The sequence below is a fragment of the Chryseobacterium sp. MFBS3-17 genome (assembly GCF_020687745.1).
Lineage (GTDB): Bacteria > Bacteroidota > Bacteroidia > Flavobacteriales > Weeksellaceae > Marnyiella.
In genome coordinates, this window is sequence record NZ_JAJEWK010000011.1 from 120,760 (window position 1) to 143,638 (window position 22,879).

The window sequence follows — 22,879 nt, forward strand, 5'->3', positions numbered from 1 at the left end:
ATATCAATATATTGATTTGTTTTTAGAAGTTTAAGTTCAAAGCCCGTTTCCTAAAAATCTTCATCAGAATTAATTTCTTCATTGAGTACGGTTGTTAAACTCAATTTGCAAATTTAAAGAATATTCAACGAGAATATTTATTTTATGGTGTATTCTGCCACACCTGGATTTCCCAAACATGGTCATTAAAAAAGGGACAGTCATTTGTCCCTTTAAATTGTATTGATGGTGTTTACTTTTTAATGAAGATGTGTGAACTGGTGTTTTTGTTGGTTTCTATTTTCAACAGATAAGTGCCTGCGGTCATTTGGGAAACATTGATGGTATTCCGGACTGGTTTGGGAGTGCTTATCAATCGGCCGGAGGTATCGTAAATGTTAAGGCTGAGTATTTTGACTGTTCCCGAAATGTGCAACTCTGTAGTGGCAGGATTCGGGTAAATCTTAAAGGGCGAACGGTCATCGGTTTCCCGGACGGATAGTTTATCCTCACAATTGAAGGTGATATAAACCGGATAGTTTTTTGAGATATTGGTGCCATCTCCCAGCTGCCCATAATCATTATTGCCCCAACTCCAAAGCGTTTTGTCACTCTTCATGGCATATTGGGTGGTATTCGCATAGTATCCGAGGGCACTCCAGGCAGTTTCGGTTCCTACTTGCGCCGGAACGGTGTTTCCGATATTGGTGCCGTTGCCCAAACCGCCAAAATTGTTAGATCCCCAAGTCCAAAGCGTGCCGTTATTTTGAAGGGCGGCACTATGGAAGTATCCGGAATTGATTTCCTTCCAGTCTGTTGAGGTTCCTATTTGAACCGGAGTGAACTTGGTACTGGTTGTGCCGTCACCCACTTGTCCCCAGCCGTTGTAACCCCACCCCCACAGCGATCCATTGTTTTTGATTGCCAAAGTATGAGAGCCACCCGCAGCGGCTGTCTTCCAGTCATTGGCAGTGCCTTGTTGGTGTGGCGTATTCTGCATGGCCGAGCCGGCGGAGGTTTGCCCTGAGGTATTATTGCCCCAGCCCCAGAGTGTGCCGTCGTTTTTAATGGCCATGCTATACTCTTCACCGCTGGTGATGAATCTCCAGTCTGTTGCGGTTCCGATCTGCAGGGGTAGGGAGCGGTTGCTGAAGGTACCATCTCCAAGTTGTCCATATTCGTTGCCGCCCCAAGTCCAGAGAGTTCCGTTGGTTTTTAGGGCAACACTGTGATTAAAGCCTGCGGCCACTTCCTTCCAGTCTGTGGCGGTGCCTATTTGTACCGGATTCCATTTATTGTTGGTGGTGCCGTCGCCTACCATTCCCTTGTTGTTCCAGCCCCAGGCCCAAAGCGTACCGTCTGTTTTGATGGCTAAGGCGTGGTGATATCCCCAACTTATTTTGGACCAGTTGTTTGCTGTTCCCACTTGAGTAGGTATATTTTTGTCAATATTGTCGCCAACACCTAATTGACCAATACCATTCCAGCCCCAGGCCCACAAAGTACCGTCTTCCAGAATGGCAAGTGCAGATCCACCGCCCCCGTCTATTGTTTTCCAGCATTGTGCAAAAGATATTTGCCAGGCCAGCAGGCAGAGTAAAAGAGTAGATTTTCTTACCAGAATTATTTCTTTAGATTAGCTAAGTTAATGATTATGTTGAATATAAAGAATAAAAAAAGAATTTTTTCAGTGATTAAATTTTGGCAGTGGGTATATGTGGCATTCAGAGCACAAAAAAAAATCCTGCTATTAAAAACTGCAGGATTCTTTTCGCTGGCAGTAATGCCTACATCATTGATAAATATTCTACGCCGTGCGCAGTTTCTTCGCGGTATCTTTTGTCAAAATGACGGTGGAAATCAGAATAGTAATCATCGTAATCCTGATTTCTTTTTTTGAAAAACCTTTTAAATCCATATATCCCTAACCCAATCAGAACGCCCAGGCTCGCCGCCAATACTATTTCACTCCCATTTTTCATAAATCGATATTTGACAAATCTGTTGCAAATTTTATTCCCTTTTTCCTTACATACTTTAAGCATCTGTTAAATTTTACTTAATTTTGACAAAAATCTGTATATGAAACTGAATACCGTATTCGTAACTGCAGGAGCATTTTTTCTGACATCCTGCGCCACTCATATGGCCCAAAATCTGAAATACCCCGAAACCAAAAAAATCCAGCATACTGACACTTATTTTGGCACCCATGTGGAAGACCCGTACCGGTGGCTGGAAGATGACCGTGCCGCAGATACCAAAGACTGGGTGCAGCGTCAGGTGAACTTTAGCAGTGACTACCTTTCGAAAATAACTTTCCGGGAAGAGATCCGCAAGCAGATGAAAGACCTGTGGAATTATGAGAAAATAGGAGCGCCGTTCAAGGAAGGAGATTATACCTATTTCTACAAGAATGATGGTCTGCAGGCGCAATATGTTCTTTACCGCACAGACAAAAACGGCAAAACAGAAGTTTTCCTGGATCCCAATACTTTTTCCGCTGCGGGAACCACATCGCTTGCATCGGTTTCATTTAATAAGAAGGGAAATCTGGTCGCTTATTCTATATCAGAAGGTGGCAGTGACTGGAATAAAATCATTGTGATGGACGCTATCACCAAGAAAAAAATCGGTGAACCCATTCAGGATGTGAAATTCTCCGGGATCAGCTGGCTGGGAGACGAAGGCTTCTTCTATTCCAGCTATGATAAGCCGGATGGCAGTGAACTCTCGGCCAAAACCGATACCCATAAAGTGTATTTCCATAAAATCGGAACACCGCAGAGCAGCGATCAGCTCATCAAAGGGGGTGCAGATTTCAAACGGCGCTACATGAATGTAGGCCTCACAGAAGATCAGCGCTTTCAGATTCTGAGTGCTTCTGAAGCGACCAATGGCAATGAATTGTATATCAGGGATATGAAGACGGGGAAAGATTTTGCTGCCATTCAGAAGGGATATAAGTTTAATACTGATGTAGTAGATTCCAAAGGTGATTTCATCTACATGCTGACGGATAAAGGTGCGCCCAACCGGCGCCTTGTGAAGATGAATGTCAACAATCCGGGCGTGTGGACAGACGTGATCCCGGAAACAGACAATGTGCTCAGTGTTTCCACAGCTGGCGGATATCTTTTTGCAAGATATATGCAGGATGCGGTCTCAGCCATTAAACAATATGATTATGACGGAAAACTGATCCGGGAGGTGAAACTTCCGGGAGTGGGTACAGCAGGCGGATTTGGCGGTAAAAAGGAAGACAAGGAAATTTATTATTCTTTTACCAATTACATTACGCCGGGAACGATTTACAAATACAACCTGGCGAGTGGCGCCTCTGAAGTATATCAAAAACCAAAAGTGAACTTTAATCCGGATGATTATGTGTCAGAGCAGGTGTTTTATACATCAAAGGATGGTACCCGCATCCCCATGATGATTAACTATAAAAAAGGAACGAAACTGGATGGAAAAAATCCTACCATTCTGTATTCTTATGGTGGTTTCAACATCAGCCTGCAGCCCGGTTTCTCGGTAGTAAATGCCATCTGGATGGACAATGGCGGAATCTATGCAGTACCGAATATCCGCGGGGGCGGTGAGTATGGCAAAAAATGGCATGATGCAGGAACCAAGTTGCAGAAGAAGAATGTTTTTGAAGACTTTATCGCAGCTGGAGAGTATCTGCAGAGCAAGGGCTATACATCACCGGAATATATGGCGCTCTCAGGCCGTTCAAACGGAGGTCTGCTGGTAGGTGCTACCATGACCATGCGTCCGGATCTTGCCAAAGTGGCTTTCCCGGGTGTAGGCGTTCTGGATATGCTGCGTTACAACAAGTTTACAGCCGGTGCCGGCTGGAGTTACGACTATGGAACCGCCGAGGATTCCAGAGAAATGTTTGATTACCTGAAGTCGTACTCACCGGTGCACAACGTGCGCAAGGGCGTGTGCTATCCGTCTACCATGATTATTACCAGTGACCATGATGACCGCGTGGTGCCTGCCCACTCCTTTAAATTCGGGGCTGAACTGCAGGAAAAACAATCATGCAGCAATCCTGTGCTGGTCAGAATTGAAATGAATGCGGGTCATGGCGCGGGACGCAGCACCGATCAGGTGATTGGCGAAAATACAGACATGCTGAGTTTTGCCCTATATGAAATGGGCGTCCGCAGTCTGAAGTAGATATAATCGGAGGCCGCACTACCGGCGTCTGAAAAACCATCCGGAGGTCATGCGATCTCCGGATTTTTATTTAAATGTCTGATATTCAGCGATGTATTTTTGTGAAATTCCTGCAGTCGGATTTCTCAGGAGCAGATTCGTGTTGGTGTTCGGAAATCAAAGACCGGTTTGAGTCATTGCAAATATTCCTGACCCGAAAATTACTTCTGCCGTATGGTCATTACATCTTCCTCAGCTGCTGCTTTACCGGAATCAGCAGGTCTGTAAGACCATTCAGTTTGATTTCGTAAATGGTATGCAGTTGCATCCCGAGTTTACCTTTGGGCATCCCCTGGCGCATAAACCATTCCAGATAAGATACGGGTAAGTCCGCGATGAGGGTGCCTTTGTATTTGCCAAACGGCATCTTTTCGGTACATATTTCTACCAATATTTGAGGGTTCGCACCTTCATTCATAATAAAGTTTTGAGTGTTCAGGAAATCCGGAATCGGCAAGCATCGTTTGAACTCATCAGATAAAAAAAGCACAAATCCCGGAACGTTCCGTAATCTTGGGGCAAAGGAACGACTCGTTCTGGAATCCGTGCAGATCTTAAATGACTTTTTTGGTAATCAGAAAAAGGTTTTCTGCATCCAGCCCTTCCACGTGATGCACTTCTTCCAGTGGAATTTCAAAAAAATCCAGACTGTTCAGTGTCAGTTCGCGGTCCGGTAATACAAATCGGATGCTGCCTTTCAGGACAATAAGCGTAGCCGGAATACTGGTTTTATGCTTCTCCAGCACGGCACCTTTGCCCAGAGCTATCGCTATTTGTTGAATCCGGTCGGTTATCTTAATCTGAAAAACAGAGGACCTGTCCGGCAGGAAATCGGTGTATTTTAAGATGTTCATATCAGTTTCAGGCTTTTTTGGAAGAACAGATAAACTGGGAAGTCGGAATTTTTTCGGTTTTCTTAATCCCGTTGAATCCGCCTCCTATTTCGGTGAAATTACGTACTCCTCTGGAATTCAGGATGCTGGCGGCTATCATACTGCGGTATCCGCCTGCACAGTGCAGGAAAAAATGTTCGGTATCATCTATTGTTCCGGCCCACTCAGCAATCTGATCAAGCGGCAGGCTATGGGCATTTTCTATATGTTCCGATTCAAATTCAGTGTCTTTACGTACATCGATAATTTTGGTTCCCGGCTCAAATTTCCCGACAAACTCTTCGGGTGTAATGCGTTGAATTTCATCGGTTTCACCGCCAAAGTCGTTCCAGCTTTCATATCCGCCTTCCAGATAACCCAGCACCTGATCAAAACCTACACGGGATAACCGGGTGATGGCTTCTTCTTCCGTTCCAGGATCAGAAACAAGCAAAATGGGTTGTTGTACGTCCACAATCATGGCCCCTACCCATGGGGCAAAATCACCCTTCAATCCTATATTTACCGAGTTGGGCACAAATCCTTTATGAAAATCTGCTGCGCTCCGGGTGTCCAGAATCAGGGCGTTGGTATCTTCTGCAGTCTGTTCGAAATCAGATGCTGGAACCGGATTGAGGCCTTTCTGAAGTACCTGGTCAAAACTGTCATAACCGCCTTTGTTCATGGCCACATTCATTCCGAAGTATTTCGGCGGTGCAGAAAGTCCGTCCAGTACAGCTTCTATAAATGCTTCACGGTTAGGCTGATTGAGGGCATAATTGGTGCGCTTCTGATTTCCGAGGGTGTCCACAGTTTCCTTCTGCATATTCTTTCCGCAGGCAGATCCGGCACCATGAGCGGGATATACGGTAATGTCATCTGCCAGCGGCATAATCTTCGCCTGGAGGCTGTCATACAGCATTCCTGCCAGGTCTTCCTGAGTCATGCTGGCAGCTTTCTGAGCAAGATCCGGACGGCCTACATCTCCCAGAAACAGAGTGTCTCCTGAGAAAATGGCGGTTTCTTTTCCGTTTTCGTCAATCAGCAGGTAGGTAGAACTTTCCAGCGTGTGACCCGGTGTATGCAGTACTTTAATTTTTATTTTTCCAATTTCGAAAATCTGATTATCAGTAGCCGTGATGGCCTCAAAAGCAGGCTCGGCAGTGGGTCCGTACACAATGGGTGCACCGGTTTTCTTGCTGAGGTCCAGATGTCCCGAAACAAAATCTGCATGGAAATGCGTTTCGAAGATATATTTCAGGGTTACACCATCCTGTTCCAAACGGTTCAGGTAGGGCTGGACTTCGCGCAGCGGATCTATAATGGCAGCTTCACCATCAGAGACTATATAGTATGCACCCTGTGCCAGACATCCGGTATATATTTGTTCTACTTTCATATCATGTTCGTTTTTTTGGTTCAATGCAAATTTCGGTTTATTTATTGGATTGCGATGTGATGAATGTCAGTTTTAACGATTGATAACATCAATGATTATGATGATTGATTTTTGCTTTTGTCTGATTGTCAAATGTTTGTTTGTTACATCACCTGCTTCACCAGCAGCTCATTCAGGATGATGAAGATGGCCATGCTGAGTACAAACCATCCGAATACAGGCCTCAGTTTCCGGCCGGCAATCTTGCGGGAAATGCGTACGCCAATGAGAATTCCGATGACGGAAAGTGCCGTAAAAGACAGCAGAAAAACCCAGTTGACATCTACCTTGTCCAGTGAGGAAATAAATCCGATGAGTGAATTGACTGAAATAATCACCAGTGACGTGGCCACCGCCTGTTTCATAGACACCCGGAGCAGCATCACGAGAGCCGGCACAATCAGGAATCCGCCGCCGGCACCTATGAACCCGGTTACAATGCCTACCAGCAATCCCTGGGATACCAAAAGAGTGTAGTTCACTTCCTCTGATTTCGGAATCCGCTGCCGGTCTATTTTTTTAATCATTTTGAAAGATGAAACCAGCATCAGAATGGCAAACAGTACCAGGATGAACATATCCTTGGTAAGGGTGATGCCCCAGCGGTTAATGATGTATTCCGGCAAATGCGGCAGTACCACACGCCTGGAAAACAAAATCCCGGCCACCGAAGGGAGTCCGAAGAGGAAAGCGTTTTTAAAGTGAACAATCCCCTGGCGAATGTACCCCACGGAACCCACCGAGCTGGTGACTCCCACTACAAAAAGTGACAGCGTGGTCGCCGTCATGGCATCAATCCCGAAGATATAAGCGAATACCGGAACGCTCAGGATGCTTCCGCCCCCACCAATGAGTCCCATGACGAACCCGATGATGATGGCAAAAAAATATCCGAGAAATTCCATACCGGTGCTCTACTTGGTTTAGTGATTAATGAATAGCGGTGATGTTGATGGTTTTGTTGCCCATTTCTAAAGCATCGCCCTCTTTTTTGCCTTTTATTTTACCGTAAATAGGTGCCTCCGGTGAAATACAGAACACATCTTTTCCCTGAAATTTAAAAGCTGGCAATGCTACCCCCAGAAAGAAATAATTCTGGTCGGTTTCTATCAGTGCGCCCTGTTCTGCTTCGGTGTGGCTTTTATCTTTTTCTGCCAGCACAAAAAGAAGGTCGTTTTTTTCCTTACTCAGCATTTTTTCAAACCGCAACTGCATGTCTTTGGCCTCAGTTTGCCGGGCATAATCATCCGGGTCAGAGGTGTCGTCCTCATCCATATCAGACTCTTTTTTATACAATTCCACAGAGTGTTGCAGGTTGTCAATGACTTTATATTGTTCTTCTAAAATTTTACTTAAAATTTCGGTTCTTATCATGATTGTAAGTTTATCGGGTATCAAATTTAATAAAAATAAACCATTGAACAGTCAGACTTTCACTGATAAGAATCAATTTTTACGGTGATTTATGTGGAGTACCTCCGACAACTTATGGTGATTATTTCATTCTGATTCTTTGGTGGGTTTTTACTTGAAATGCTGATAACCGAACTCAGGTTAATAGTCAAACTGAAGGTGAATAAAGAAATTTCGCCCGGGTCTTGGGATATGGTTCCAGTCTGCATAAGTGGTATAGTGCCGGTCCAAAAGGTTTTCCACGCCGGTTTTTAACTGCCATTTTCCATTTCCGCTGCCGAACGTATATCCTGCGGCAGCATTCAGCAGAAAATACCCGGAATTCGGAAGTTCTCCCTGTTCGGCACTGTAGTTTCGGTGTTTACTGTTTCCTGATGCAGAAACCTCAGCAGTCATTTTTTTTAAGGTGTATCTGAGTTTCGAAGTATATGCAAACGGACTGATGTACGGCAGGTTCTTTTGGGCAACATCCTTACCCCGGGCATAAACAAGCCCGACATGCCACTGCAGAGCCGGCCACAGTTTCCATTCTGATTCATAACTGACATTCAGAATCCTGGCATGAGGAAGCGCACTGTAAATCTTCACGCCATGTGCTCCTATGGTCATGGGTGATAAATCCGGATTGATTTTGCCGGTGATAAAATTTGAAATATGAAAGAACGTACCGTTTATTCTGGCTGAAAACTCATCAGTTTTGTATTGCAGGAATGCATTGAGTTCGGCAGAAGTTTCGTTTTTGAGGTCCGGATTTCCAATATAATCATAATTCTCCGCACTGTTAAACAAATAAAATCCATAACCTTCGGATACAGAGGGGGCGCGGTCTCCGTATCCGGCTCCAATGCCATAGGAAAACCGGCGGATACGGTTGCTGTACTGCGCTGATGCGCTTTTTACAAACCTGTTCTGGCCGTCGGTCATCTCGGGATAAAAAATCTGGAGACTGTTCAGGCCTTCCTCCCGGGCTATGCTGTTGCGGTGAAATCCGATGGCTACCGAAAGTTTTAGTTGATTGTCCGGTCTCAGCGAGATGCGGTCTTCCAGATACAGGCCCTGGTACAGGGTGCGGACATCCGGCCAGGTGTACATGAACATCAGATGCTCTTCCGGATTCTCCGGATACATGGTCATTTCTGCCAGCGACTGGTTATAGTATCCGTTCAGGTTAACTGAGATTTGATGTGAATGCCGGATTGCAGATGCTTTGGAGTAATAACCGTACGTTTTACTCCAGCCGGGCATATCCATGTGTATGGGAACATTCGGCCTTTTGGTATCGTCCATGCGGTGGGTAATCGTGTTGTAATACAATTTGGTTTCCCACTCCTTTAGGGAAGCTTGCTCTGGTTGATAAAGATATTTCAGAGAAGCAATGGTGGCTTCTGCCAGAGAAACATCCATGGGAAGGGCAGGGTAGCCCACGTCATGAGCCTTGTCATAGATGACAGAGGTTTCCAGGGTGTAGTGTTCTTTCACGAGGAGGCCGGCAGTACCGGAGACATTCAATTTGCTGAACTGAGAAAAGTCCACTTCTTGACCGCCACCGGATTTGTAATTTTCTGCGTCGCGGTTCATAAAATCAATCGAAGTGTACAGTTTCGGATTTCTATAATGTACTGATGCGCCGAATATTTTCTGCTGGTTCACACTTTCATATCCGGAGTGAATGCCATATTTCCAACGCTTCTCACCGAAGTTTCCGGTTTTGCGCTTCAGGTCTATCGCTCCACCGATGGTCGAGCCGTGGCAGGAACCTGATTGCCCGGAAGAAATTTCAGCAGCAGCGAGGTTAGAAACTTCCACGTAGGAGGTTATGGGATCCATTTTATCTGTGCACGCCCCGAAAATTCGCATGCCATCAATGGTGAGGACGGTTCTTTCGGTACTCATATTGTTGATGAGCGGTTCCCATGCATAAGCACCGCGTTTCAGCATTTGTACCTGTGCAGATTGCTGCAGGTATTCGTCTATGGAACTCAGAGGCTTTGCCTGGCGGGATCCGGGATCTCCGTGACCTATAATGATCACTTCCTGAATCATTGCATGTCCCGTACTGTCCCCAGGGTGATGTTGTGCAGGCGATGTGCCCGTGGCCAGCAGCATTACGGGAATTATTATTTTTTTCATGTAAAGGGAGGTTTAAATGAACCGGGCGTGATCTGTAGATGCCACCCGGTCGGTAATTAAAATTCCAGTTCAAAAAATAAACTGCTTTCCGGGTGGATGTCAGTCACGGCTTCTCCTTTCAGAATGCTGCCGTCTGCTGCCAGTAATTGCAGGTTCAGTTTCCAGTAACCGGTCATGGTAAGTGACACTTTACCCTGATAAAAACCATTGGTCTGGCTTTGTATGGCATCTTCATTATTTGGCGAACTGTGATTGCCCATTCCCGGCATGCGCGGATCCAGTTTTAGTTTCAATCCGTTGGCCACAGGAAATGTCATCATATCCTGCATTTTCCAGATGCCTACAGTCCAGTTGTTGATGGCTACTTTTGGCGATGATGGCTCTATGTGGGCAATGACATAGCGCTGTCCATCTGCACCAAGTACCGCATTTACATTTTTGCGCTGTACAGGCTGTACGGTAATGGGTGCTGTGGCCGTATAAGCTACACCATTAAGGACATAATCAAGCGTCAGATCCCAGTATTCTGTATTGTTTTGGGGCATCTGAAACACGATATATCCGTGGTATAGCGAGGTGGCAGAAGGAGTAATGGCAGACCGCGGGCAGGAATGTGTCATGGAGGTCATGTGCATGCGGGGGGTCCACGTGATGTTTGCATTGGCCTCATATTGATTATTGCTGAGGTTCCTGATGCGCAGCGTAATGTCATTATATCCGGTCTGGAAAGTGCCGCGTACGGTATACAGTTCTATGGCATGTGTACTGTTGGTGATTTCCTGGACTTTTAGCAGATTCTGTAAGCCGTTGGTCTCGGGAATTTTGGGGTCTTCGGTGCTGCGACAGGACAGCATGATGGCGGACATGACGATGAGCGCCATGAATATTTTAAAAGAAAATTTCATTTTGAATAAAATTTAAGGGGTAAAATTGGGTTCTGAACAGATGAATGTCCGGAACCTTTGAAATAAATCCGAAAAGAGTTTACTTTTCAATCTTTGGCGGGTGCGGCAATATACGGTGATAGCCTTTGAGGGTATCAGCGGTTTTGTGGAGGACAAGATCTTCACTTTTTCGGTAAACAACCGCATTCTTTAGTGGAAATTCAACTGCAGCGAGTGGAAAAATGTGAAACTCAAAATGCTTTTTGATGACCTGTACCGGTGCTGAACTGTTTTCATTGACTTTTTTTACCTCACACTTGCCGTGGCATTCCAGTTCGGGATTTGCAGTATTGATGCAGTGTTTTTCGTAAAAATTCCGGTTCAGATAATAGTCTGCCAGTATCAGCGTGTTCTGGAAACTTACCAGAAAAACAAGCGTGGACAGTATACTGAGCAGAATGGTTTTCATTTTATGAATCAAATTTAAGACTTTTTAGTTTTAAATAAAAATGATTATAATCAGTAGATTCATCTGTTTTCCTGTTCCACACAGATTCTCGTGATTTTTTTTATCTTTAGCTCGTAAAACAGAAAACACTCATGGCAGACCAAGCAAAATTTATAGAGCAACTCTCCGCAAGATATACACCGAAAGGTGAGTTTATTACCCTGGGAAAAGGAATGCTGGATGGTGAAGTGGTCACAGAAGTAGATGTAACCATTCCGCTGAAGACCATAAACCGCCACGGACTCATTGCAGGAGCTACCGGAACAGGGAAAACCAAAACGCTGCAGGTCTTTGCCGAGCAACTTTCGCATCAGGGAATTCCGTCACTGGTCCTGGATATCAAAGGAGATTTCTCCGGAATTGCAGCGGCAGGAGATCAGAATGCAGTGATTACCGAACGCTATGCAAAAACGCAACTGCCCTACAATCCGCAGTCATTTCCGGTGGAGCTGATGACCATTTCCGGTGAACAGGGAGTGAAGTTACGGGCCACGGTAACCGAGTTCGGACCGTTACTCTTATCTAAAATTTTAGATTTGAATGAAACCCAGACCAGTATTATTTCCATTGTATTTAAATATTGTGATGACAAGGGTCTGCCGCTTATTGACCTGGAGGATCTGAAGAAAGTACTGCAGTATGTGACAGATAATCCTAACGGGAAAGCCGAACTCATCAGCCATTATGGTTCTATTTCTCCTGCTTCACTCGGTGCCATTCTCCGGTCTATCGTAGCACTGGAGCAGCAGGGTGCAGCACTTTTTTTTGGAGAACCGAGTTTTGATGTGGAAGATTTGCTGCAACACCGAAACGGAAAGGGGGTGGTCAATATTCTACGGGTAGGCAACATCCAGAGCAAGCCCCAGCTGTTTTCTACTTTTATGCTGTCACTTTTTGCCGAAATTTATATGACGTTTCCGGAGGAAGGTGACTCGGGAAAGCCAAAGCTGGTTCTTTTTATAGATGAAGCGCATCTGATTTTTAAAGAAGCCTCCAAAGCATTGCTGAGCCAGATTGAAACCATGGTGAAACTGATCCGCTCCAAAGGGGTGGGTATCTATTTCATTACACAGATTCCGGGAGATGTGCCCGAAAATGTGCTGAGCCAGCTGGGGTTGAAAATTCAGCATGCGCTGAGAGGATTTACTGCCAAAGACCGAAAAGAAATTCAAAAAGCCGTAGAAAATTATCCGATTACTGAATTTTATAAAGCAGAAGACCTGATTCAGAATCTGGGAATTGGTGAGGCCTTTATCACTGCACTGGATGAAAAAGGAATTCCCACGCCGCTGGTACACACCTACCTTATTTCTCCGGAATCGCGGATGGATATTCTGAGCGATGCCGAAGTCTACGAACTGACCAACCGGTCTGCGCTTGTGGCAAAATATGAAGAAGCGGTCAATAAAGACTCGGCCTATGAGATGTTGGTGACACGCATGGAGCAGGCCGCTGAGCAGGCACCGCCCCAAAGAAGCAAGAAGGTGAAAGAGGAACCCGGCATGTTCGAATCGGTCATGAAATCCCGCGCTGGCAGAACCTTTACCAATACTCTGGCTCGGGAAGGCGCAAAATTTGTGCTGGGAATGCTTGGATTGGGCGGCAGAAGAAAGTAAATTGCGCTCTGCTTTAAAATAACAAGCCCGAACCACAAAAATGTATGCTGTAATAGACATAGAAAGCAATGGAGCCGGTTTCCGGCAGGAGTCCATTATCGAGATCGCCATTTACCGGTATGACGGGCATGAGATTGTGGATCAGTTCATCTCTCTGGTCAATCCGGAGAGTGATATCACTCCTTTTGTGCAAAAACTCACCAAAATTACCCCAAAAATGGTGAAAACTGCACCAAAATTTCACGAAATAGCCAGAAGAGTGATTGAGATTACAGAAAAATGTACACTGGTGGGACACAATATTGAATTTGATTACCGTATGCTGCGCCAGTCCTTCAAGCGATTGGGTTATGAATTCAAAATCAATACTTTAGACACCATACCTTTGGCCAAGAAACTGATTCCGGAAGCCGAGAGTTATTCCCTGGGCAAACTGGTGAAAAGTCTGGGAATTCCGCTGGTAGATCATCACCGGGCATCCGGAGATGCACGGGCTACGCTGGAACTGTTTAAACTGCTCATGACAAAAGATCAAAACTCTGAAATCATTCAGCAGCACCATGAAGAAGTAAATGCGAAAACGTACGTGAATAAAGTGCGGGATCTTACCCGGGATTTACCTGCAGAACGGGGTATTATTTACTTTCAGAACGGCGAAGGCAAAATTATTTTCTTTGATTTTGTGGAAGACCTGAGCCGCTTTTCCAAAATGATATTCAACTCAAAATCCAAACGCTGGCAGGCGGTGCAGCAAGATACAGAGCAGATTCACTATGAGCTGACCGGCAGTGATATACTGGCCAGATTGATGATGAAAACCAAAGGGCTGCGCAAGCGCGAAAAGCTTCCTTTCGGAATGTATTACCAGAAAGGCCGATACTATGCCGAGAAAATCAGCAATGAAAAGGAAAAAAAACCTTTGCTGAAATTTAAATCCTTCACCCAGGGGCTGAAAGCAGTAACGTATCTCCAGTCTCAGGAAAAATTCGCCGATGTCAATGCTCTGGCAGCTGCCATCAGCATGAAAGGCCGCAGCGAGATGTGGCTCATCCCCGGCCGTACGCTGGGAGAAAAAGCTTTTCTGATTTTTGCCAATGGAAAACTGACCGGTTATGGTTTTTACGATTTGCATACCCGCATCAGTTCCCGCAAAAAACTGGATGCAATCACTATTGAAGTTGCTGGCAATGCGGCAGATATGACCAATGATTTGCAACTGGCACTCCTGCGGGGAGAACCGGAAATTGTGAAGCTTCCGCGGTAATTATATTCTGATTTTTTTTACTTTTGCAAGCGCTTTTGCTTTTCACCGATTTGCGGTGGCGGCAATGCTGCAAATAACGCTCTGAGTCTGCACAGCCTTGCAGACAGCTAAATAATTCATTAACAATGACCAATAAAGATCTTTTACACATTGCCGGCGAATTCGGAACCCCGACCTATGTTTATGATGCAGAATCCATTAAAATTCAGTACGAAAAGCTGACTTCGTCTTTTCATAAAAGCACCCGGTTTTTCTATGCGTGTAAAGCTTTGTCCAATATCAATATTTTAAAATACATCAACAGCCTCGGCGGTAACCTGGACTGTGTATCCATCAATGAGGTAAAACTGGGACTGAGAGCAGGCTTCAAGCCGGAAAACATCCTTTTTACACCCAATTGCGTGGATCTGGCAGAGATAGAAGAAGCCATGGCATTGCAGGTGCACATCAACATAGACAATATCTCCATCCTGGAACAGTTCGGAAATAAATACGGCGGTTCTTATCCTATCTTTGTAAGAATCAATCCGCATATTTTTGCCGGAGGTAACTATAAAATTTCAACGGGACATATTGATTCTAAATTTGGAATTTCCATCCATCAGTTGCGCCATATAGAACGGGTGATGAAAACTACAGGGATTAATGTGGAAGGTCTGCACATGCATACCGGCAGTGAAATTAAAGATCCCAATGTGTTTCTGGAAGGCTTGGAAATCATGTTTGAACTGGCAGAGCATTTCCCGAATCTGAAATATCTGGATATGGGAAGCGGTTTCAAAGTGCCGTATCAGGAGGGAGACCTGGAAACCGATGTGAAAACTCTGGGGAAGAAAGTGGAAAAAGCCGTAGCCGATTTCTCGAAAATCTCAGGTAAGAAATTCCAGCTCTGGTTTGAACCGGGAAAATTTCTGGTGAGTGGCAGCGGACATTTACTCGTGAAGACCAATGTCATTAAGCAGACTACCGCTACGGTATTTGCAGGCATCAATTCCGGGTTTAATCATCTGATCCGGCCTATGTTCTACGATTCTTATCACATTATCGAAAATCTGTCTAATCCGAAAGGAAAAGAACGAATCTATACCGTGGTAGGAAATATCTGTGAAACCGATACTTTTGCGTGGGACCGCAAACTCCATGAAGTGCGGGAAGGCGATATCCTGGTGTTCCGCAATGCCGGTGCCTACGGTTTTGAAATGAGCTCTAACTTTAACTCCCGGCTGAAGCCTGCAGAGGTGCTGTTTCTGGATGGTAAGGCGCACCTGATCCGTAAGCGCGATGAATTTGAAGATTTGCTGAAAAATCAGATCGAAGTATTGTAATCGTAACCTTCAGTTTTCGTACTTTTACGTTAAATTTAGAGAATGAAAAAGCTATTGTTACTGCTTTTGTGCTCCTGCTCGTTCCTGCAGGCACAGTATCTCATTGAGGATAATGATATTACAGAAAACATCAAGGAAACCGGGCGGCAGATTATTTCATATGACATGAATAATCCTATGGAGTTCTACCGCCTGAAGTGCGATAATGCCACCTATGCGCAGTTTCCGGGTGGCGAAAATGCTTTTAAGAAAGTGCTGTCTGAGCACATGAAAAGCTATCTGGATTCTGGTGTGTATTCGGTAAATGGCACCTTTGAAATCATTTTATTCGTGACTAAAGATGGCCGCCTGCAGCGGATTCAGTTGAAGCCGGAAGTTCCGAACAGTAATTTTCTGTACCGCGATCTGGAGCTGTCCGTACGCAGTGTAAAATCCAACTGGACTCCCGCTGAATGCAACGGTATTCCCGTAGATTCCAAAATCAGGCAGAAGATAAATTTCCGCACAGACGGATTTGATTTTTAGAGATAACGCTTAGGCCTTGCACTATTTGCAAGGTTTTTTTATTGATTAAATTTGCCGCAAACCCAAAAAATCCAATGATGAGAAATCAGTTCATTTTTTTTATGGCACTTCTGGGATGGTGTACCGCCACTCAGGCACAGATTCTGGAAACCTACCCGGAGGGTCAGGAGAGCTATAAGGGAGGTAACATTCAGTTCTACAAAGATTTTAACCGGATTTTAAAGGAACAGAACGCCCAACCCTGTAGCGATACAAAAGAATATCATGTTTTTAAGGTAGTGGTCTACCCGGACAGCACCATAAAGTATCTGAAAGTTGATGAGGATATTGCAAATAAGCAAAAATGCGCCATAGAACTCAGCAGGCAGACTGCAAAATATATGAAGGGCTGGAAACCGGCCGAAGTAAATGGAGAGAAAGTGGCTGCTGTTGCACGTTTTTGGATTATTCCACACGAACTTTTTGGTGATTTGCCGAAAAATTACGATCCCGAAGCCCATCTGAAAATAGCCTCCTTTGATGGCGGAATGAATAATTTCAGAGCGCTGGTAGTCCGCAATATAGACCTTACCCGTTTTAAATTTGATTCCACAGTCAGATTAGAAGTGGTCTTTGTGATAGACCGCGAAGGCAATATAACTGAGTTGGAACTCGCTCAGTCGTCGGGGCTGAAGGAGTTTGATGATATGGTATTGGCCGGTATTTCCCGCATCCGCAAAAAATGGAAGCCTGCCCATATAAGCAATATACCGGTACCTTTCAAATTCAGGCTGCCGCTTGTATTTGCAACCCGATAATTCCTCTGCCATTCTGGCAGAAAAATGCTTATCTTTGCACACTAACTTTTAGTTTGAGGTTTAATGTTTTAGGTCGTCGTGCCTTCATGTGGATTAGCCTGAAACCGCATCAAATTTAGAATTGTGCAAGAAAAATACATAGACGAAACCAAACAGGGCGAAGCTTTCGCCATTGCAGAAAAACCACAGAATACCAAGAAGTTATTCCTGGAAAGCTACGGCTGCCAGATGAATTTCTCGGATTCTGAAATCGTGGCTTCCATCCTGAATGAACAGGGGTACAATACCACCCTGAAGCAGGAAGAAGCAGACCTGATTCTGCTCAATACCTGCTCTATACGGGAAAAGGCTGAACAAACCGTACGCATGCGCTTGTCCCAGTTCAAAAATCTTAAAAAAGAAAAACCCAACCTTACCGTGGGTGTACTGGGCTGCATGGCCGAACGGCTGAAAACCAAATTCCTGGAAGAAGAACATCTGGTAGACCTGGTGGTGGGCCCCGACGCTTATCGTGATCTTCCAAACCTACTGAAGGAAACCGACGGCGGCCGGGATGCCATCAATGTGATCCTGTCCAAAGAAGAAACCTATGCAGACATCAATCCCGTACGTTTGGGAGGCAACGGGGTAACCGCTTTTGTCACCATCACCCGCGGTTGCGATAATATGTGTACCTTCTGCGTAGTGCCGTTTACCCGTGGCCGGGAGCGCAGCAGGGATCCTCATTCCATCATAGAAGAATGCAAAGATCTCTGGAATCAAGGCTATAAAGAGGTGACTCTGCTGGGTCAGAATGTGGATTCCTACCTGTGGTATGGCGGTGGTCCCAAAAAAGACTTTGCAAAAGCCTCAGAAATGCAGAAACTGACCGCTGTCAGATTCTCGCAGTTGCTGGATATGGTGGCGGTGGCAGTGCCCCACATGAGAATCCGTTTTTCTACGTCCAATCCGCATGATATGACCACAGACGTGTTCGAAATTATGGCAAAGCACAGTAATATCTGTAAATATGTGCACCTTCCGGTACAGAGCGGCAGCGACAGGATGTTGGAAAAAATGAACCGCCAGCATACACGGGCAGAGTATCTGAACCTTATTCACAGCGCCAGAAAAATCGTTCCGGATATCGCATTTTCACAAGATATGATCATAGGATTCTGTGGCGAAACCGAAGAAGATCACCGGCTTACCCTCTCCCTGATGAAGGAAGTGGAGTATGATTATGGCTATATGTTTGCCTACTCCGAGAGACCGGGCACGCCGGCGCACAAGAAAATGGAAGACGATGTGCCGGAAGACGTGAAAAAACGCAGACTTGCAGAGGTCATTGCGTTGCAGGGCGAGTTGTCACGCCACCGGATGGCATCTTACGTGGGCAAAACCCATGAAATCCTGATTGAAGGCATCTCCAAAAAGAACGAAAATCAGTGGAAAGGAAGAAATTCCCAGAACGCTGTGTGTGTGTTTGATAAAAAAGAAGGCCAGAAACCGGGTGATTTTGTGAACGTATACGTGCACGGAAACACTCAGGGAACATTGCTGGGAGAAGTTATTTAAGAGGCGTAGTGTTATGCTGCTTCTTTTTTTAGGGCAGCAATTCCGTCCTCCGCTCCCGCTTTTTTGCTCGTCGTGCCTCCTCACAAAAAGAGCTCCGCTCAGGCCGGGCTGCAGTGTGGCCGCTGACGCAACAGTCCGGGAAAAATAAATACAGTGTGGGAATCCGCACACAAGAAAAAGAACTTGCAGCACAAATCATTGATTTTCAGATGATGGCCTGCATAAATATGTAACAGAACGGTAATATTCGAATCATTTAAAAATGACAGACTTACAATCCATAAAAACCCGCTTCGGCATCATCGGTAACTTCCCGGCGCTGAACCGCGCGCTGGAAAAAGCCATACAGGTGGCTCCTACAGATATTTCAGTGCTGGTCATTGGCGAAAGTGGGGTGGGAAAGGAATTTATCCCCAAAATCATTCACGGAGAATCCCGCCGCAAACATCAGCCCTATATTGTGGTAAACTGTGGCGCCATACCGGAGGGAACCATAGATTCTGAACTATTCGGGCACGAGAAAGGAGCCTTCACGGGCGCTACGGCTACCAGAAAGGGTTATTTTGAAGTGGCAGATGGCGGAACCATCTTCCTGGATGAAGTAGGAGAACTGCCTCTGCAAACCCAGGTACGCTTGCTGCGCGTGCTGGAAAGCGGCGAATTTATGAAAGTGGGTTCTTCGCAGATTCAGAAAACGAATGTCCGGATCGTGGCTGCTACCAATGTGAATATGATGAAAGCCATTGCAGACGGCCGTTTCCGGGAGGATCTGTATTACCGCCTGAATACCGTGCAGATTGATATGCCGCCGCTGCGCGAGCGCAAAGGAGACATCCACCTGCTGTTTCGTAAATTTGCCATAGACTTTGCCGAAAAATACCGCATGCCGGAACTGCAGCTCACAGAGGATGCCATCAATTATCTGGAAAATTATGCGTTTCCCGGAAATGTTCGGCAGCTGCGAAATTTGGTGGAGCAGATGACCGTGGTAGAACAAAACCGTAGCGTAAATTCTGTGAAACTGGCAGAATATATCCCGATGAATGCGCATCTGCCCGCCGTTGTGAAAAAGGAATCACAGGGCGGTGTGTCCAGCAGTGAGTTTCACTCTGAGCGCGAAATCATGTACAAAATTCTCTTTGACATGCGCAATGACCTGAACGATTTAAAATCCTTAACTTCGGAACTGATTAAAAACCGGGACAGAAGTGACCTGAGTTCTCAAGAGCAGAATCTCATCAACAGGGTGTTTACTCCGGATGCTTCTGCACAGAACCAGAACTCCTTACTGTATTTTGAAAACAATCCGCAGACTTCTTCCCAGTCAGTAATGTACTCCGGAACGGGAGATAATTATGATGATGTGGAAGATGTAGAGATTGAAGAAACAAAAGAAGATTCCCTGTCCCTGCAAAATAACGAAAGGGAACTGATTGTGAAAGCCCTGGAAAAACACAAGGGCAGAAGAAACAAGGCTGCAGAAGAACTGGGAATTTCACAGAGAACCCTGTACCGAAAAATCAAACAGTATAATTTAGAAGATTAATGGTTTTATTTTCATCTACAAAAACATCCGCCTGCCGCAAAAGCCGCACAATCGCTGCAGCGTTTTTTATGGCATTGCTGGTCCTGCAAAGTTGCTATTCATTCACAGGATCATCACTCAGTCCGGAGATTAAGACGGTGCAGATCAATGAATTTGTCAATAATGCGCCGCTGGTGAACCCTACGCTGGCACAGCAGTTTTCCACAGATATCCAGAACCGTTTTCTGCAAAGAACTACGCTGAAGGGAACCAAAGAAAATCCGGATATGCTCATCGAAGGTGAAATTATTGATTACAGCATTTCGCCTACTACCATCTCATCCGGGGTCAATGCAGCCGGCGGAAGCATTCAGGCTGCTCAGAACAAACTGACCATCACCGTGCGGGTGCACTATGAGAATAAAATAGAGCCGGACAAAAGTTTTGACCGGACATTTTCTGACGAAGCGGTTTTCAACAGTGATCTGGACATTAACGCCATAGAAACTTCGCAGGTCAAGATTGTGAATGAAAGAATCATCAATAAAATTTTTAATGATATTGTAGCCAACTGGTAATATGAACGCAAGAGCTTTAGAACTTATTAAAAATCCGCAATTGCTGCAGGCAGAAGATCTGGGCCTTCTTTCTAAGGAGATTCAGAAAACCCCCTATGCACAGAGTCTCCGGGCCTTGTATCTTTTGGGAGTTTCCAGATTTGATTCAGAAAATTATCAGCAAACACTGGCTACAACCGCAGCATATACCACAGATAAAAAAATACTCTATCACCTCATCAATGGTGAATCTTATGCGGTGCAGACTGCAAAAGACACGGAGAACCGGGAATCAGAAGAAACGAGTCATTCTTCCGGCACACAACCGGAAAACGTTGGCCACCAACACATTCCTGAGCAGACTGACAGCGGTTTCGTACAGCACATTATTACCGAAACACCGCTTCCCAAACCCGTTTATGTAAACGGTGAACTGAACCGGATTCTTTTTGAGGGTGAAGAAGAATTTATGAATCAGGATGCCGGTACAATAGATCTGGAAGCCTCCCAGGAATCCGGAACTCTGGTGGTGGAATCTGCCGGCAAACGCGGAGAACAGACGAAAGAATCATTGCCTGTTGCAACAGAAACACAGAAATCTGAAACAGTGGAACCTGTAGAAATTGCACCGATGCACGTACAGCCTGAGGAACTCACGGCTGATGATCTTAGTACAGAAATAGTGATTGCTGCCGGTGAAGACACTCCCGTTTCGGAAACGATTACCTCAGATTTGCAAGAAACTCCTGCAGAGCCGGAAGTTCAAAAAGAAATAGCAGGGGAAGACCAGCCCGCAGATCGCTCCAATTCCCCGGAAACACCAACGGAACATCCAGACCAGCCAATTGGTGAATCTGAGGCATTAAATTTACATGATACGGCATCCTTCCTCCCCGAAGTGAAATTGCAGCCTGCCGCTACTGCACCACTGAAAGCAGCGCCTCAGAGTGCCAAGGCCAATAAACATGAAGAGGAAATGAAGCGACTGCTGGAAGAAGTGGAACGAAAAATTCAGGAGAACAAGAAAAACAGGCAACCCAAAGCGCCCGAGACAGATGCAGAACCGCACACAGATGCCGGAATCAGTTTTGCAGAAACTCAGAAATTTTTAGCTGCAGAGCCGGTTACAAAAGTAGCTGAAGAAAAACGTGAGGAGCAGATTCAGGAGGAGAAAACAGCCGCCTCAGAAGAAATAAAGGAGCATTCAGCGGTTCAGACGCCGGTTGTAATTCAGCAGACCGCAGAAACCGGAACAGAAATGCCATCTGCGTCATCTTCCTGGAAGCCCATGAATTTTAACGCCGGTACGCCGGATGCACTCATCGGCAAAGTGCCCGATGCACCTGTGACAAAAACTCCGGAAAGTGAACCGGCAGAAATCACCACGCACCTGGAAGCAGTTGAGTTGCCGGAAGCAGCAGTGAGCCTGTCTGCGGATCCGGAAATTCCGGCCAAAGAAGATGTGGATCCGGAAATTTCCACCGCAAATAAAGCAAACATCGAACAGGACAGCAACGTTCCGCAGTTCATCAATACCTGGCAAAACTGGCTGAAAATAGACCGTTCAGCAAAACAAAAAACGGAGGAGCAGCCAAAGGAGAAAGCAAAAGCCGAAATCATAGAAAAATTCATTGAAACGGCCCCTAAAATTTCTCAGCTGAAGGAAGAAACATCTTATGTGGTGAAGGAGAAAAAAGATGATATTTCCCATTTAATGACCGAAACACTGGCCAATATTTATCTGGAACAGAAGCTCTACGCCAAGGCGGTGGAAGCATTTCAGATTCTGGCCAAAAAGCACCCGGAAAAGAAAGCCTATTTCAGAGACCGCATCAAAGAGGTCAATCAGCTCCGGAGTAAAATTTAATGATAAACCGAATGAAAATGGATGGCATCACATTAATTATAGGATTGGTTATTCTCGGGCTGATAGCCGGCTACCTCAGCGGGTTAGTAGGCATTGGCGGCGGCATTGTGATGGTGCCGGTGCTGGTATTGCTATTCGGTTTTACACAGTATAAAGCGCAGGGAACAACCCTGGCGCTCCTGATGGTGCCGGTAGGATTTTTCGGAGTGATGAATTATTACAAAACGGGTAATGTGGATGTGAAAACGGCGTTGCTCCTTTGCTGTGGTTTCATGCTCGGGTCGTATCTGGGCAGTAAAACAGCGATTTCACTGTCTCAGGAAACCCTCCGAAAGGTGTTTGCCGTGCTGATGTTTGTGGTGGCCGTCAAAATGTTTTTTCAGAAGTAACGC

Annotated in this window: 20 protein-coding genes and 1 pseudogene; 11 read left to right on the forward strand and 10 right to left on the reverse strand. The window is 45.5% G+C overall.

Features of this window, described 5'->3' with window-relative positions; all coding sequences use genetic code 11:
• Positions 1-232: 232 nt before the first annotated feature.
• Positions 233-1,480 (reverse strand): T9SS type A sorting domain-containing protein, encoded by a 1,248-nt coding sequence (locus LKO26_RS09820; RefSeq protein ID WP_227587681.1) that lies wholly within the window; start codon positions 1,478-1,480, stop codon positions 233-235.
• A gap of 286 nt (positions 1,481-1,766) precedes the next feature.
• Positions 1,767-1,961 (reverse strand): hypothetical protein, encoded by a 195-nt coding sequence (locus LKO26_RS09825; protein ID WP_227587682.1) that lies wholly within the window; start codon positions 1,959-1,961, stop codon positions 1,767-1,769.
• 100 nt (positions 1,962-2,061) lie between these two features.
• Between LKO26_RS09825 and LKO26_RS09830 the strand changes: the two genes are divergently transcribed.
• Positions 2,062-4,170: a prolyl oligopeptidase family serine peptidase gene (locus tag LKO26_RS09830; RefSeq protein WP_227587683.1), complete on the forward strand. Its 2,109-nt coding sequence runs from the start codon at positions 2,062-2,064 to the stop codon at positions 4,168-4,170.
• Between the two features lie 220 nt (positions 4,171-4,390).
• On the opposite strand, the gene LKO26_RS09835 is transcribed toward LKO26_RS09830, so the two are convergent.
• The 8 genes from LKO26_RS09835 to LKO26_RS09870 form a co-directional block, all read right to left on the reverse strand.
• Entirely contained in the window at positions 4,391-4,627 is a 237-nt protein-coding gene (locus LKO26_RS09835) for a DUF3820 family protein (protein ID WP_227587684.1), read from the reverse strand.
• 136 nt (positions 4,628-4,763) lie between these two features.
• Complete coding sequence (locus LKO26_RS09840) at positions 4,764-5,063, reverse strand: hypothetical protein (protein ID WP_227587685.1); 300 nt, start codon at positions 5,061-5,063, stop codon at positions 4,764-4,766.
• 7 nt (positions 5,064-5,070) lie between these two features.
• Positions 5,071-6,480 carry an MBL fold metallo-hydrolase gene (locus tag LKO26_RS09845; RefSeq protein WP_227587686.1) on the reverse strand — a complete coding sequence of 470 codons (1,410 nt, stop codon included), beginning with the start codon at positions 6,478-6,480 and terminating at the stop codon, positions 5,071-5,073.
• A gap of 143 nt (positions 6,481-6,623) precedes the next feature.
• The gene (locus LKO26_RS09850) at positions 6,624-7,424 is read right to left on the reverse strand and encodes a sulfite exporter TauE/SafE family protein (RefSeq protein ID WP_227587687.1); all 801 of its coding nucleotides are present in this window, start codon (positions 7,422-7,424) and stop codon (positions 6,624-6,626) included.
• A gap of 25 nt (positions 7,425-7,449) precedes the next feature.
• Positions 7,450-7,893 (reverse strand): hypothetical protein, encoded by a 444-nt coding sequence (locus LKO26_RS09855; protein WP_227587688.1) that lies wholly within the window; start codon positions 7,891-7,893, stop codon positions 7,450-7,452.
• Between the two features lie 180 nt (positions 7,894-8,073).
• Positions 8,074-10,062 (reverse strand): TonB-dependent receptor domain-containing protein, encoded by a 1,989-nt coding sequence (locus tag LKO26_RS09860; protein ID WP_227587689.1) that lies wholly within the window; start codon positions 10,060-10,062, stop codon positions 8,074-8,076.
• A gap of 56 nt (positions 10,063-10,118) precedes the next feature.
• Complete coding sequence (locus LKO26_RS09865) at positions 10,119-10,967, reverse strand: hypothetical protein (RefSeq protein WP_227587690.1); 849 nt, start codon at positions 10,965-10,967, stop codon at positions 10,119-10,121.
• A 79-nt stretch (positions 10,968-11,046) separates the two neighbouring features.
• Complete coding sequence (locus LKO26_RS09870) at positions 11,047-11,415, reverse strand: hypothetical protein (RefSeq protein ID WP_227587691.1); 369 nt, start codon at positions 11,413-11,415, stop codon at positions 11,047-11,049.
• A gap of 131 nt (positions 11,416-11,546) precedes the next feature.
• On the opposite strand from LKO26_RS09870, the gene LKO26_RS09875 reads away from it, so the two are divergent.
• The 10 genes and pseudogenes from LKO26_RS09875 (at position 11,547) to LKO26_RS09920 (ending at position 22,876) form a co-directional block, all read left to right on the forward strand.
• A complete protein-coding gene (locus tag LKO26_RS09875; protein ID WP_227587692.1) occupies positions 11,547-13,070 on the forward strand; it encodes a helicase HerA-like domain-containing protein in 1,524 nt (507 codons plus the stop codon).
• 40 nt (positions 13,071-13,110) lie between these two features.
• Positions 13,111-14,334, forward strand: a complete 1,224-nt coding sequence (locus tag LKO26_RS09880) for a PolC-type DNA polymerase III (RefSeq protein WP_227587693.1) — start codon at positions 13,111-13,113, stop codon at positions 14,332-14,334.
• A gap of 122 nt (positions 14,335-14,456) precedes the next feature.
• A pseudogene (gene lysA / locus LKO26_RS09885) lies at positions 14,457-15,659 on the forward strand (diaminopimelate decarboxylase); the annotation flags it as partial.
• 42 nt (positions 15,660-15,701) lie between these two features.
• On the forward strand, positions 15,702-16,184 hold the full coding sequence (locus LKO26_RS09890) for a hypothetical protein (RefSeq protein ID WP_227587695.1): 483 nt from the start codon (positions 15,702-15,704) through the stop codon (positions 16,182-16,184).
• A gap of 74 nt (positions 16,185-16,258) precedes the next feature.
• Entirely contained in the window at positions 16,259-16,981 is a 723-nt protein-coding gene (locus tag LKO26_RS09895) for an energy transducer TonB (protein WP_227587696.1), read from the forward strand.
• Positions 16,982-17,104: 123 nt separating this feature from the next.
• Positions 17,105-18,538, forward strand: a complete 1,434-nt coding sequence (gene miaB / locus LKO26_RS09900) for a tRNA (N6-isopentenyl adenosine(37)-C2)-methylthiotransferase MiaB (RefSeq protein WP_227587697.1) — start codon at positions 17,105-17,107, stop codon at positions 18,536-18,538.
• A gap of 262 nt (positions 18,539-18,800) precedes the next feature.
• On the forward strand, positions 18,801-20,084 hold the full coding sequence (locus LKO26_RS09905; RefSeq protein WP_227587698.1) for a sigma-54 interaction domain-containing protein: 1,284 nt from the start codon (positions 18,801-18,803) through the stop codon (positions 20,082-20,084).
• A gap of 68 nt (positions 20,085-20,152) precedes the next feature.
• Entirely contained in the window at positions 20,153-20,641 is a 489-nt protein-coding gene (locus LKO26_RS09910; RefSeq protein ID WP_227587781.1) for an LptE family protein, read from the forward strand.
• A 1-nt stretch (position 20,642) separates the two neighbouring features.
• Positions 20,643-22,487 (forward strand): hypothetical protein, encoded by a 1,845-nt coding sequence (locus tag LKO26_RS09915; RefSeq protein WP_227587699.1) that lies wholly within the window; start codon positions 20,643-20,645, stop codon positions 22,485-22,487.
• Positions 22,487-22,876 carry a sulfite exporter TauE/SafE family protein gene (locus LKO26_RS09920; RefSeq protein WP_227587700.1) on the forward strand — a complete coding sequence of 130 codons (390 nt, stop codon included), beginning with the start codon at positions 22,487-22,489 and terminating at the stop codon, positions 22,874-22,876. The genes LKO26_RS09915 and LKO26_RS09920 overlap by 1 nt, the downstream gene beginning before the upstream one ends.
• The last annotated feature ends 3 nt before the right edge of the window (positions 22,877-22,879 follow it).